Genomic DNA, 13,220 nt, shown 5'->3' with positions numbered 1-13,220 from the left:
GAGAGCCACGTCGAGATATGTATCGAGGGCGAAGATGAACGAACAACCGCGTGGTTACTACTACGCCGACGTCGTTGCAGTGGAACGTCTCACGGTGCACATGGTGCGCGTGACGTTCGGCGGCGAGCACGTCGCCGGCTACCGCACGCTCGGTGTGCCCGACGAATGCGTCGGAGTCTATTTCCCCAGGGCAGGCGAGGCGATCCCGCCGCCGATGACCGAGGTCGACGGGTTCTGGTGGTTCCACGGTCTCGACGACGCTCCCGAAGGGCGCAACTACACCATCCGCCGTCTCGATCCGGAGCGCGGTGAGCTGACCATCGACTTCTTCGCCCACGAGGGTGGTGTCGCATCCACCTGGGCGCAGCAGGCCGTCCCGGGGCAGACGGTGCTGTTCACCCGGCCGCGATCCTGGTATTCACCGCCTGCCGACGTCGAATGGCTGCTGCTGGTCGCGGACATGACCGGGCTGCCCGCACTCGGCCGACTCGTCGAGCAGTTGCCCGCCGGAATGCGGGCGCATGCGATCGTCGAGGTTCTCGAACGCGGCGACATCCAATCCTTCGAAACCCAGGCCGATGTCACGTTCGACTGGCGCATCGGATCCGGAAACGGCGACAGCGCAAGCGTTCTCGACGACGCGGCGTTGGCGTACCCGCTGCCCGAGGGACGCGGCTACGTGTGGTTCGCCGGCGAGGCGTCGTCCTCGCGTCGGGTGCGCAAGTACTTCCGCAAGGAATTGGGCTACGACATCGCGTACTTCGACATCATCGGGTACTGGCGAGCCGACTCCGAGAAGTGGCTCGAGAAATACAAGCAATACCAGGAGGAGGCGCTCGCGGTGTACAACGGCGTCATCGAGTCCGGCCGCTCCGAGCAGGAAGCCAGCGAGGCATTCGATGCGCTGCTCGAGCGGGTGGGGCTCTAACCTGCGTTGTCGAACTCGTAGTCCGGCAGCTCGAGTGTCGCCGCGTCGGGGCCGAGGAACTTGCTGCTCACGGCCTGTACCGGCTTCGATCCGGCCAGCCGCAGTGCGGTGCGGAATGCGGCGACCCCCACCGACGTCTTCGGATGAGCGACGCGAGGCACGCCGGGCGGTAGCTTCTGCGCCTGATCGACGAACGGACGCATACGCGTCTCGAAGGCCTCGAACCCGGCGCGATGATCACTCGCCCGCGCGAGCTCGCCGGCGAGAACGTACGCGCCGGTGACCGACAACGTGGTGCCCATGCCGCTCAACGGCGTTGCGCACCAAGCGGCATCGCCGAGCATGCCGATTCTGCCTTCGGACCAGCGCGGGGCCTTCACCTGCGCCAGATAGTCGACGTACAGCTCCGAGTCCGGTCCCAGCGAGTCCAGGATTCGGGGCACTTCCCAACCGGCGTCGGCGAACGTCGAACGCAGAGCGGTGATCACGCGTTCGGTGGACGCGCCCTCGTAGCCGCTGTCTTCGGACACCCAGGACAGGCTGAATCGTGTCGTGCCGAGGTTGTCCGGTCGTAGATTGACCACTCGGGATCCGGGAGCGTTGTACCAGCGCCACCAGCCGTCGTCGCTCGGTCCCTTCGGCAGTACGCCGTAGGCGGTGTACAGGCCGACCGGGGTGGTCTCGGCCTCGCCGGCGAACACCAGTTCTCTGCTGCTGGAACGTATTCCATCGGCGAAGAGAACGAGGTCGAACCTCTCCGCTGTGCCCGTCGCGAAGGTGACATCGACGCCGGCGGCATCCTGAGTCACCCCGACGACGCGATCGCCGTAGCGATACTCGGTCCGTGGGCCGGCGGATTCGACCAGAATCCGCGCGAACTCGCCGCGCAGAATTTCCAACTCCGCCGTCGGGCCGTCGTGGGATCCGTCGCCGGCCGGGAATGCCGCGATGGTGGCGTCGGCGTCGTCGACGAATCGGGTGCCCTTCTCGGTGGTGCCGTTCGCGAGGAGGGTCGCGTCCAGACCCATGCGCCGCAGCACCTCGCGGCCGGAGCCGCGGACGTCGATGTTCTGGCCACCCAGTCGCAGGTGCGGTGAGCGTTCGAGGACGGTGACCTCGAAGCCGGCTCGGTCCAGCCAGAACGCCACGGTGGGGCCGGCGATGCTGGCACCGGTGACGAGTACGCGAGAGGTCATGGAGTGGGAGTGCCCGGGCTTGTGACCGTTCAATCCCGGAGGGAAAGTAGCTGAGCCTCACCTTTGTGGTGTACTTTCATCGAATTGTCCGAATGACCCGTTTTCGTCAGGAGAACCGTGTTCACCGTTCGCCGTCTGGCGCTGCTCTCGTTCAGCGCAACCCTCGCCCTCGGTCTCGTCGCATGCAGCTCGGAAGGCTCCTCCGACGAAGGCACGTCCACCTCCGAGTCCGCCACCGCAGAGTCCTCACTCGTGGTGTACTCCGGCCGCGGCGAAGAGCTCGTCGACCCACTGATCGAGCGCATCGGTGGCGGTATCGAGGTCGACTACTCGGGCAACACCAACGCCCAGGCCGCCAAGATCCTCGAGGAAGGCGACGCCACCCCGGCCGACGTCTTCTACGGTCAGGACGCAGGCGCACTCGGTGCCCTCGACGAGGCCGGTGCTCTCGCGCCGCTGCCCGAGGACATCCTCTCCCTCGTTCCCGAGCAGTACCGCGGTGCCGACGGCACCTGGGTCGCCACCTCGGCGCGAGCCCGCGTGCTGGCCTACAACTCCGATTCGGTGCAGGCCGCAGACCTGCCCACCGGTATCGACGGACTGCTCGACCCGCGCTGGCGCGGACAGATCGGCTACGCACCGACCAACGCGTCGTTCCAGGCCTTCGTCACCGCCCTGCGCGTGCAGCGCGGCGAGGACGGTGCTCGCACCTGGCTCGAAGGCTTCGTCGCCAACGAGCCCGTCGCCTTCGAGGGCAACGGCCCGCTGCTGACCGCCGTCAACGACGGACAGGTGGCCACCGGCCTGCTCAACCACTACTACTGGTACCCCTTCAAGGAAGAGAACGGCGACGACGCCCCGGTCGAGCTGCACTACTTCGAGCCCGGTGACCCCGGTGCGCTGATCAACGTCGCCGGTGCCGGTGTGCTGGCTGCCTCGGACAACCAGGAAGCGGCATTCGATTTCGTGCGCGAGTTGCTCTCGGCCGAATCGCAGACGTACTTCGCGAACGAGACCGCCGAATACCCCGTCATCGACGGAGTCACCTCCGACTACGACCTGCCGCCGCTGTCCGAGCTGGGCTCGACCGATCTCGACCTCGGTCAGCTCTCGTCGCTCGAGGCCACGCAGACCCTCCTCACCGACGTCGGAATCATCTAGTCGGGTGCTCGCGTCTGCACTTCAGCCGCTTCGGCGGCGCCACTTCGGCGGTCGTCCCGTTCTCGGGACGACCGCGTTGTGCGTGGGAGCGCTGACGCTGACACCCCTGGTGTACCTGTTCGTTCGAGCGTTCGACGGCGGAACCGAGAAGGTGCTGCGACTGCTCCTGCGGCAGCGCACACTCGACCTCGCCATCCGTACGGCAACACTGACGATCACCGTGCTCCTCGCGTCGGTCGTGGTCGGGACGCTGCTGGCGTGGCTGACCGTCCGTACCGATCTACCGGGGCGACGCTTCTTCGCCATGGTCCTCGCAGCTCCACTCGCCATCCCGTCCTACGTCTCGGGGTACCTGTGGATCGCCGAATTCCCCTCGTTGGCAGGCTTTTCCGGTGCAGCTCTCGTGCTCACGTTGTCCTGCTTCCCGCTGGTGATGCTGCCGGTGTCCGCGGCGTTCGCCACCGCGGACCCCTCGTTGGCCGAGGTCTCGCGAACCCTCGGTCGAGGCGCAGTGCGCACGGCGCTGACCGTCGAGTGCCGTCGCGTCGTTCCGGCCGCGGCAGCGGGCGCACTGCTGGTTGCGCTGTACACCATCAGTGACTTCGGGGCGGTGGCTCTGATGCGATACGACGCCTTCACGCTCGGCATCTACAGTGCCTACCGCGGGGGACTCGATCGCACCGCGGCCGCTGTTCTCGGGCTGGTGCTCGTGGTGGGCGCGTTGGTGCTCACCCTCCTCGAACGGCGTGCCCGACGCGGTGCCACGGCGAGGGTGGGATCGGGAACCGACCGGATGGCCGAGCCTGTCGTCCTGGGCCGGTGGCGCGTGCCCGCTCTGGCCGTTGTCGTTGCTGCCCTCGGTGTTTCGGTGCTGGTACCGATTCTGGCCCTGGCGCGGTGGCTGAGTCGATCGCTGCGCTTCACCGTCGACTGGGTGGACGTGCTGGCCGTGACGGCCAAGACCGTTCAGTACTCCGCGACCGCCGCGGTGGTGGTGGCCGTGCTCGCGTTGCCGGTCGCGCTGTTCGCGGCCCGATCCACCTCGAGGGCCGCTCGCGGTGCCGAGTTGTCCACCTACATCGCGCACGGACTACCGGGAATCACCGTCGGACTCGCCACGGTCTTTCTCGGAATCCGGTTCCTGCCGTCGTTCTACCAGACGGCGGTTCTGCTGGTACTGGCGTACGTGGTGCTGTTCCTGCCGTTGGCCGTCGGCAGCACAAGAGCAGTCGTCGACGCCACTCCCGTTGTCCTCGAAGATGTTTCACGAACCCTCGGCGCGGGCCGGCTGCGTACCGATCTTCGCGTGACGATTCCGATCGCCTTGCCCGGCATCGCCGCCGGGGCCGCTCTGGTCTTTCTGACCGTCGCCAAGGAACTGCCTGCGACGTTGATGCTGCGCCCTCGGGGAGTCGACACGCTCGCGACCACGCTGTGGTCCACCACCGAGGCGTTCCGATACGGCGAAGCGGCTCCCTACGCCCTTGCCCTGATCCTGATCTCGGTGGTCCCGACGATCGTTCTGACACGAGCGTTGGGACGCACGACGCGGAAGCGAGTAGCACTGCCATGAGCATGGTGATTTCCGGTCTCGTCGCCTCGTACGGCAGTACGGAGGTGCTGCACGGTATCGATCTCGACCTCGGCGACGGCGAAATGCTTGCCGTCCTCGGCCCTTCCGGCTGCGGCAAGACGACCCTGTTGCGATCGATCGCGGGACTGCACCCCATCGACGCGGGCCGGATCACCTCCGACGGACGGGACATCTCGGTGGCGGGGCAGATTCAGGTGCCACCGGAGAAGCGGGGCATAGGCCTGATGCCACAGGAAGGTGGACTGTTTCCACACCTGACGGTACGAAGGAACATCGAATTCGGTTTGCGTGCAGGCTTTCTGCGACCCTACCTGTCCGGTCGCGACGAGCGCGCACGACGCGTCGACGAGATGCTCGAGCTCGTCGGACTACCCGATTCCGGTGGGGTGAAGCCCAGCGAACTCTCGGGCGGTCAGCAGCAGCGCATCGCATTGGCGCGTGCGCTGGCACCGGCTCCGTCGGTGGTGTTGATGGACGAGCCGTTCGCCGCGCTCGACGCTGGGCTGCGTACCTCCATTCGACAGGACGTACGAGAGTTGTTGCAGTCCAGCAAGACCGCGTCGATCCTCGTCACCCACGACCGGGCCGAGGCACTCGGAACAGCCGATCGGGTGGCCGTGCTGCTGGGTGGTCGCTGCGCCCAGATCGACACACCGCGGGAGGTGTACGAGCGGCCCGCTACACCCGCCGTCGCGCGGTTCGTGGGCGACGCCTACTTCGTCGACGCCGTAGCAAGGGGTGGCCACGTCGACACCGTCCTCGGCCGTCTCGAGTCCACCACCCGAGGAACGGGAAACGGGCAGGCGTTGCTCAGGCCCGAGCAATTGGTGGTCTCGGAACGCAAGGACGGCGCATTCGTCGTCGAACACGAGTTCTTCACCGGCCCCGAATCCTCGGTCACTCTGCGGCACTACGACACCGGGCTGCGGCTTCGGGCCATCGCCCGAACCGCCGACCGATTCGCTCCCGGTACCGCCGTCGAGGTTTCCGTGACGTCTCCGGTGCACTGGTTTCCGCGTCAGGTGAGTTGAGGGTTATCGCGTCGGTTCCTTCGCACGTTTGGGCATGAACAGTGCCGCGACGGCCATCACCGCTGCCGCCGCCAGGACGCCCAGAAAGACCGGATGGATGGCGTCGGACAGTTGTTCGGGGCTCGGGTCGTCGGAGATGCGTGAGTTGACGATGGCACCGAAGATTGCGACCCCGACTGCACTGCCGATGGAGCGGGCGAACATGTTGGTCGAGGTGGCGACGCCGCGCTCGGACCATTCGACGCTCGACTGGGCGGCGATGAGGGTGGGGCTGGCGATCAGGCCCATACCGAGGCCGATCACGAAGCACACCGCACCCACCTGCCACACCTGGGAACCGGCACCGAGGCCGGTGGCGAATGCCGCTCCGACGACCGCGATGGAGGCACCGATCAGTGCCGTGGTGCGGAAACCGAACCGGAGGTACACCCGCCCGGAGAGTGATGCCGCGATGGGCCAGCCGAGTGTGAGGGTCGACAGCGCGAAGCCGGCGACGATCGCGCCGGTGCCGAGCACGCCCTGCACGAACGTCGGAACGTAGGACGTCAGGCCGAGGATCAACGCACCGACGAGCAGCGAGATGAAACTGCTGACCACCAGGACTCGACGGGTGAACACCCACAGCGGCAGGATCGGCTCCTCGACTCTGGTCTGAACCACTGCGAAAGCGGCGAGCAAGGAGACTCCGGCGGCGAAGATGGCGATGCTGACGGGGGAGTTCCATGCCCAGGACTGGCCGCCCTCGAGCAGTCCCAGTAGCACCAGGGCTGCGCCCACCGTCAGCAGCACGGCACCGAGGTAGTCGATCTTGGGCTTGGTGCGTTCCACGGCTCCCTCGTCGAACTTGCGCCACAGCATTCCCGCGGCCAGCGCGCACAACGGAATGTTGACGAAGAAGATCCAGCGCCACGACAGATATTCGGAGAAAATTCCGCCGAGCGCGGGCCCGAGCACCGAGGACATGGCCCATACGCTGGCCAGGTAGCCCTGCACCTTGGCGCGCTCGGCCAGCGTGTAGATATCGCCGGCGATGGTGATGCCCATGGGCTGCACGGCGCCCGCGCCGAGACCCTGAACTGCTCGGAAGGCGATCAGGGCGGGCATGCTCCAGGCCAGGCCGCAGAGTATCGAGCCGAGCAGAAACACCGCGATGCCGAACAGCATGATCTTCTTGCGGCCGAACAGGTCGGCCAGTTTTCCGTACAGCGGCACCGATACTGCCTGTGCCAGAAGATAGATGGAGAACAGCCACGGAAACTGCGTGAAGCCGCCCAGGTCGTCGACGATGGACAGCACCGCCGTGGCGATGATGGTCGCGTCCAGGGCTACCAGCGACGTGCTGAGCATCAACGCAATCAGTATCGGCCCGCGTTCGGAGCGGAATCCGACTTCCGATGTCGTGTTGTTCGTTGCCACGGCTACCAGTCTGATGCCTGCCGACACCCCCGCCGCCACCGGCCCAGATAGTGTTGAACACCGTGCGACCATCACTGAGTAGCTACGAGCATCTGGCCGGCGGCAAGGTCCGCGATCTGTACACGATCGACGACGCGCATCTGTTGCTCGTCGCGAGCGACCGAATCTCGGCCTACGACCACATCCTCGACACCCCGATCCCGGACAAGGGACGCGTGTTGACGGCGATGAGCGTGTTCTTCTTCGAGGAGCTCGGCGGCGTCAATCATCTGGCGGGCGATCCGCTCGACGAACGCATCCCCGCCGAATTGGTCGGCCGCGCCCTGGTGGTGAAGAAGCTGAACATGGTTCCGATCGAATGCGTCGCGCGCGGGTACCTCACCGGTTCCGGGCTGGCGGATTACAACGCGACGGGAAAGGTGTGCGGCGTCGAACTTCCGCCGGGGCTCCTGGAATCCAGCAAGCTCAGCGAGGCGATCTTCACCCCCGCGTCCAAAGCGGAACTGGGCGACCACGACGAGAACATCACCTTCGACCAGGCCGTCGAGCAGGTCGGTGCCGAACTTGCGTTCAAGTTGCGTGAAGACACCATCGAGATCTACACGCGGGCAGCCAACTTCGCTCTGGAACGCGGAATCATCCTTGCGGACACGAAGTTCGAGTTCGGTACCGACGCCGACGGCAACCTCGTCCTCGCCGACGAGGTACTCACGCCCGATTCCTCGCGCTACTGGCCGGCCGATTCGTACGAGGAAGGTCGCGTTCAGCCCAGTTTCGACAAGCAGTTCGTTCGAGACTGGTTGACCGGCGAGTCCGGTTGGGATCGCAACTCCGACACTCCACCGCCACCGTTGCCGGACGACATCGTCGCCGCAACCCGCAGCCGCTACATCGAGGCCTACGAGCGCATCTCGGGCCTGAACTTCGACGATTGGGTCACGCCATGACGATCACCCCACCCATTGCCAAGAAGGTGCCACTCGAGCGCACCCATCACGGCGACACCTTCATCGACAACTACGAATGGTTGCGCGCCAAGGAAGATCCCGAGGTGATCGCCTACCTCGAAGCCGAGAACGCCTACACCGAGCAGCAGACCGCCGGCCTGGAATCGTTGCGGGGCAAGATCTTCGACGAGATCAAGTCGTGGACCCAGGAAACCGACCTGTCCGTGCCGACGCGTATGGGGCAGTGGTGGTACTACTCACGCACTGTCGAGGGGAAGTCGTACGGTCTCCAATGCCGTTGCCCCGTCGACTCTCCCGACGACTGGACACCGCCCACGCTGTCGTCCGACGTGGACGTTCCCGGTGAGCAGGTCCTGCTCGACGCGAATGTCGAAGCGGAGGGTCACGACTTCTTCTCCCTCGGCGCGTTCTCGATCAGCCTCGACGGCACGCTGCTGGCGTACTCGACCGATACCGAGGGCGACGAGCGCTACACGCTGCGCTTCAAGAACCTGGAGACCGGCGAGCTGCTCGCCGACACCATCGAGAACGTCGCGCCCGGGGCCACCTGGACTGCCGACGCCACGCACGTGTTCTACCTGACGGTCGACGAATCCTGGCGTCCCGACACCGTCTGGCGACACACCCTCGGCAAGTCCGGGGACGTCAAGGTCTTCCACGAACCCGACGAAAGCTACTGGGTGGGCTTCGGTTCCACCCGCAGCGAGAAGTACCTGATGATCTGGGTCGGCTCGAAGATCACCTCCGAATGCCTCGTGCTGGAGTCCGCCGATCCCGAGGGCGAGTTCCGCGTCGTACTGCCCCGCACGGACGGCGTCGAATACAGCATCGAACATGCCGTCGTGGCCGGTGAGGATCGATTCCTCATCACCCACAACGGCTCGGTCAACGGTTGGGGCACCGAGGGGGAGAAGGCCGAGAACTTCCTGCTCGCCGAAGCTCCGGTCTCGGACCCACTCGATCAGCGCATTCTGGTTCCGCATCGAGACGACGTCCGCGTCGAGGACATCGACGCCTTCGCCGGCCACCTGATCTTCACGTACCGTCGAGAAGCCCTGACCCGCATGGCGATCTGGCCGCTGACCGATCAGGGATACGGCGAGTACCGCGAGCTCGAATTCGACGAGGAGCTCTACTCCGTCGGAGCCGGCTCCAACCCGGAATGGGATCAGCCGCTGCTGCGGATGGTCTACACCTCGTTCATCACCCCCGGCCAGGTCTACGACCTCGACATCGCCAGTGGTGAACTGCTGCTCCGCAAATCGCAGCCGGTTCTGGGCAAGTTCGACGCCGGTGACTACGTTCAGCACCGCGAGTGGGCCACCGCGCCGGACGGCACGCAGATTCCGCTGTCGGTCATCGCACGCAAGGACGTGCCCGAAGGCCCCGCACCGACGCTGCTCTACGGCTACGGATCGTACGAGGCCTCGATGGACCCGTCGTTCTCGGTGGCGCGGCTCTCGCTGCTCGACCGCGGCATCGTCTTCGTCGTCGCCCACGTACGCGGCGGCGGCGAGATGGGCAGGCACTGGTACGACAACGGCAAGACGCTGAAGAAGAAGAACACCTTCACCGACTTCATCGCTGCCGCAGAGCATCTCATCGACACCGGCCGCACCTCGCCGAAGCATCTCGTCGCCGACGGCGGCAGCGCGGGCGGATTGCTGATGGGTGCGGTGGCCAACCTCGCGCCGGAGCTGTTCAACGGCATTCTCGCCAACGTTCCGTTCGTCGATCCGCTCACCTCCATCCTGGATCCGTCGTTGCCGCTGACGGTCATCGAATGGGACGAATGGGGAAACCCGTTGGCCAGCAAGGAGGTGTACGACTACATGAAGTCGTACAGCCCCTACGAGAACGTCGAGGCCAAGGACTACCCGTCGATCCTGGCAATCACGTCCATCAACGACACCCGCGTTCTGTACGTCGAGCCAGCCAAATGGGTTGCTGCACTGCGAGCAACGAAGACGGGTGACTCGGACCTGCTGCTCAAGACCGAAATGAGCGCCGGCCACGGCGGCGTCAGCGGACGATACGAGAAGTGGAAAGAAGCGGCTTTCGAGTACGCGTGGATCGTCGACAGGACCGGCACCCACCTCGGTTCGAGTTGACTCGATTGGATTTGCCGTTTGAGTATGTCGCACAAACGGCAGATCGGTGTTCGCGTGGCACAGAGATGGCCGGTCCCGAAGGTCCGGCCATCTCTGGTTCCAGAATTTGCAACTTTGGGTAGCGCTTCTGCCGAACTAGTCTTGGAAGCCAGGGTCCATCCATAGCGTCCAAGCATCCTCGGGGCTGTCGGGGGAAAGTGTGTACCCGCATCCCCAACCGCTGGCCGTGATCCAGCCTTGCGGACCATATTTGGCAGTTCCGTCGTCCATGCATGCTTGCTTCGACGGGTAGTACCCCATCACGTAGCCGGATGCGGATGCGGGTGCCGCACCAATCAGAGCGGCGGCAGCACCGCACGCCATTGTGGTTGCGGCGACCGTTGTGAGGCGTCGGATGTTACGCATAGAATCCCTACTTTCGATTTATGTTTCGCAGCCTAACGAACTGAACGTTACTGGGCTCGCGGCGGCAAAGCAAGGGGATCGGTCGGTTTTTTCGATGATTTGACCGAGCGCTCCGTCGAGCGATAGACGAGAATCGTCACTTCGCTGATGTGGCTGTACCCAGTTGAGCAGGCGGCGTTCGATACGGTGTCTACCCGGTGTTGGGTAAGAACTCGGTGCGATCGGTGCAGGAGCTCATCAGCTTTGTATCGTTTGAGCAGTCATGGCAAGTCTCTACCTCCAGGTGTATCGCACCTGAGGTCGCCCGGCCTTACCGTATTCGGTGTGCCGGGCGACCAGGCCGTCGTCGGCGAGGCGCTCGAGGTAGCGCCATGCTGTCACTCGGGAGACTCCGACGACCTTTGCCGCCTCGGATGCGTTGAGTCCGTCGGCCGCTTCCTTGACGCTGGCGGTGATGCCGTCCATCGTCTGCGGGGCAATGCCTTTGGGTGTCGAGACGCGTTCGTCAGCCGTCCGTAGATGCGCCATGGCGCGGTCGATGTCGCGTTGACTCGACGCGTTCTCCCCGGCCGGCAATGCGGCGTGGAATTCGCGATAGCGCTCGAGTTTGTCGCGGAACGCAGCGAATGTGAAGGGCTTGAGCAGATACAGCACGATGCCGTGCGCCACTGCCGAACGCACCACCGACAGATCCCGCTCGGAGGTGATGGCGATGACGTCGGGACTCGGCCGCAGACCGCCGAGAGCAGCGGCCACGTCGATGCCGCTCGCGTCGGGCAGGCCGATGTCGAGCAACACCAGATCGACGGCCTCGGTACTGGCGAAGCGCATGGCCGAAGCGCCGGTATGCGCCACCCCGGCCACCTCGAAGCCCGGGGTGCGCTCGACGTACGTCTTGTGAGCCTCGGCGATCAGCGGTTCGTCGTCGACGATCAGTACCCGGATCACGAGGCGGCTCCCGGAATGGTCGCAACCAGGACCGACCCGTACGTCACTTCCGAGGTCAAGGTGCCGCGATGGCGACCGATCACCTGAGTCACCAGGGCGAGGCCGAGGCCGCGTGAGCCGGACTTGGTCGAGTAGCCGCGCCGCAGAGCGGCTTTGAGCGTCTCCGGTGGCATTCCGGGACCACTGTCTGCGACCCTGACGACGAGTTCACCGTCGGCGTCACGGACCGTCACTTCGACCCACGGCTGGTCGGATTCTTTCGAGGCATCGATGGCATTGTCTATCAGATTGCCTACCAGCGTGACCAATTCACGTGCAGTGAGCACGCCCTCGTGCTCCATTGCCGTGTCGTCGGTGATCGTCAGCTCCACACCCTGCTCGGCGGCCTGGCTGACCTTGCCCAGCAGCAGTGCAGCGAGTGCAGGTTCGCTGACCGCGTTCATCAGGCGATCGATGAGGGCCTGCGAGAGTTCCAGATCGGCCGTCGCGAACTCGACGGCCTCCTCGGGTCGGCCGAGTTCGACCATCGTGATGACGGTGTGCAGCCGGTTCGCCGACTCGTGAGCCTGCGAACGCAGCGACTCCGCGAAGCTGCGTACCGAGTCCAATTCACCCATCAAGGAACGCAATTCGGTCTGATCGCGAATCGTCAGCACATTGCCCAGGCGTCGGCCCTCCCACATCACCGGATCCTGGTTGACGACGAGGACGCGATCCTTCGTCAGATGCAATTCGCCGCGCACGATGCCGGTGTCCATCTGCTGCATCGACTCCGGCAACGACTCGAACGAGACCGGGCCCTCCGGTAGATCGAGGAGGCGTCGGGCCTCGTCGTTGACCAACTCGGCCTCGTCGCCGCGGCCGAACACCAACAAGCCTTCACCGATCGAGTGCAGCACCGCGTCGTGATGCTCGTACATCGTGCGCAGTTCCGCCGGTGCCATTCCCAGTGTCTGACGCCGGAGCCGTCGACTGAGCAATGTCGAACCAGCTGCGGCGACGACGAAGGCGGCGAGCACGACCCCGATGATGAGCGGAAGGCCCTGAAGAAACTGGTCGCTGATCTTCTGACGAGTGACGCCGGCAGAGACGAGGCCGACGAGCTCACCGTCCGAATCGGTGACCGGCGTGACGGATCGGATCGACGGCCCGAGAGAACCGACGTACGTCTCGGTGAACGTCTCGCCCTGCAATGCGCGATCGATGTTGCCGCTGAACGGTTTACCGATCAGGTCGACGGTGGTGTGCGTGAATCGGGTGCGATCCGGAGCCATGACGACGATGAAGTCGACGCCGGTGACCTGCCTGATCTTCTCGGTTTCCGGTTGCAGACGCGACGTCGGGTCGTCGGATTCGATCGCGATAGGCGTCGACGGTTCGTTGGCGAGGGAGTGTCAGATTAACGGTGGATCCGACCTTGGCGTCGGTTAGTTTCCGTTCGGGGTGATGCGTCCTTCGAAGG

General features: G+C 65.0%; 9 protein-coding genes and 1 pseudogene. 6 read left to right on the top strand and 4 right to left on the bottom strand.

The genetic code is table 11. From position 1 onward, the window contains the following. The first annotated feature begins 34 nt into the window (after window positions 1-34). On the top strand, window positions 35-928 hold the full coding sequence (locus R4P47_RS14915; RefSeq protein WP_269596596.1) for a siderophore-interacting protein: 894 nt from the start codon (window positions 35-37) through the stop codon (window positions 926-928). On the opposite strand, the gene R4P47_RS14910 is transcribed toward R4P47_RS14915, so the two are convergent. Beyond that, window positions 925-2,124: an FAD-dependent monooxygenase gene (locus R4P47_RS14910; protein WP_269596597.1), complete on the bottom strand. Its 1,200-nt coding sequence runs from the start codon at window positions 2,122-2,124 to the stop codon at window positions 925-927. The two genes, R4P47_RS14915 and R4P47_RS14910, sit on opposite strands and share 4 nt — an antisense overlap. A 117-nt stretch (window positions 2,125-2,241) precedes the next feature. On the opposite strand from R4P47_RS14910, the gene R4P47_RS14905 reads away from it, so the two are divergent. From R4P47_RS14905 to R4P47_RS14895, 3 genes are read left to right on the top strand one after another with little or no spacing between them, the layout of a single operon-like run. Further along, window positions 2,242-3,285, top strand: coding sequence for an iron ABC transporter substrate-binding protein (locus tag R4P47_RS14905; protein ID WP_269596598.1), 1,044 nt, complete (start codon window positions 2,242-2,244; stop codon window positions 3,283-3,285). A gap of 4 nt (window positions 3,286-3,289) precedes the next feature. Continuing rightward, window positions 3,290-4,858: an ABC transporter permease gene (locus R4P47_RS14900; protein WP_269596599.1), complete on the top strand. Its 1,569-nt coding sequence runs from the start codon at window positions 3,290-3,292 to the stop codon at window positions 4,856-4,858. Then, complete coding sequence (locus tag R4P47_RS14895) at window positions 4,855-5,910, top strand: ABC transporter ATP-binding protein (protein ID WP_269596600.1); 1,056 nt, start codon at window positions 4,855-4,857, stop codon at window positions 5,908-5,910. Before R4P47_RS14900 ends, R4P47_RS14895 begins: the two co-directional genes overlap by 4 nt. Window positions 5,911-5,913: 3 nt before the next feature. Here R4P47_RS14895 and R4P47_RS14890 read toward each other — a convergent pair whose 3' ends face one another. Further along, window positions 5,914-7,326 (bottom strand): MDR family MFS transporter, encoded by a 1,413-nt coding sequence (locus R4P47_RS14890; RefSeq protein WP_149404986.1) that lies wholly within the window; start codon window positions 7,324-7,326, stop codon window positions 5,914-5,916. 62 nt (window positions 7,327-7,388) lie between these two features. On the opposite strand from R4P47_RS14890, the gene R4P47_RS14885 reads away from it, so the two are divergent. Both R4P47_RS14885 and R4P47_RS14880 read left to right on the top strand, forming a co-directional pair. Beyond that, window positions 7,389-8,273: a phosphoribosylaminoimidazolesuccinocarboxamide synthase gene (locus R4P47_RS14885; protein WP_149404987.1), complete on the top strand. Its 885-nt coding sequence runs from the start codon at window positions 7,389-7,391 to the stop codon at window positions 8,271-8,273. Further along, complete coding sequence (locus tag R4P47_RS14880; protein ID WP_317785079.1) at window positions 8,270-10,405, top strand: S9 family peptidase; 2,136 nt, start codon at window positions 8,270-8,272, stop codon at window positions 10,403-10,405. The genes R4P47_RS14885 and R4P47_RS14880 overlap by 4 nt, the downstream gene beginning before the upstream one ends. Window positions 10,406-11,083: 678 nt before the next feature. On the opposite strand, the gene R4P47_RS14875 is transcribed toward R4P47_RS14880, so the two are convergent. Together R4P47_RS14875 and R4P47_RS14870 are read right to left on the bottom strand one after the other, a co-directional pair. Next, the gene (locus R4P47_RS14875) at window positions 11,084-11,758 is read right to left on the bottom strand and encodes a response regulator (protein ID WP_269596602.1); all 675 of its coding nucleotides are present in this window, start codon (window positions 11,756-11,758) and stop codon (window positions 11,084-11,086) included. Next, window positions 11,755-13,149: pseudogene (locus R4P47_RS14870) on the bottom strand (ATP-binding protein); the annotation flags it as partial. The pseudogene R4P47_RS14870 and the gene R4P47_RS14875, both read right to left, overlap by 4 nt. Between the last annotated feature and the right edge of the window lie 71 nt (window positions 13,150-13,220).

It is taken from the genome of Rhodococcus sp. IEGM 1370, assembly GCF_033142325.1.
Lineage (GTDB): Bacteria > Actinomycetota > Actinomycetes > Mycobacteriales > Mycobacteriaceae > Rhodococcoides.
This window is presented reverse-complemented; position numbering and strand designations above follow the sequence as displayed.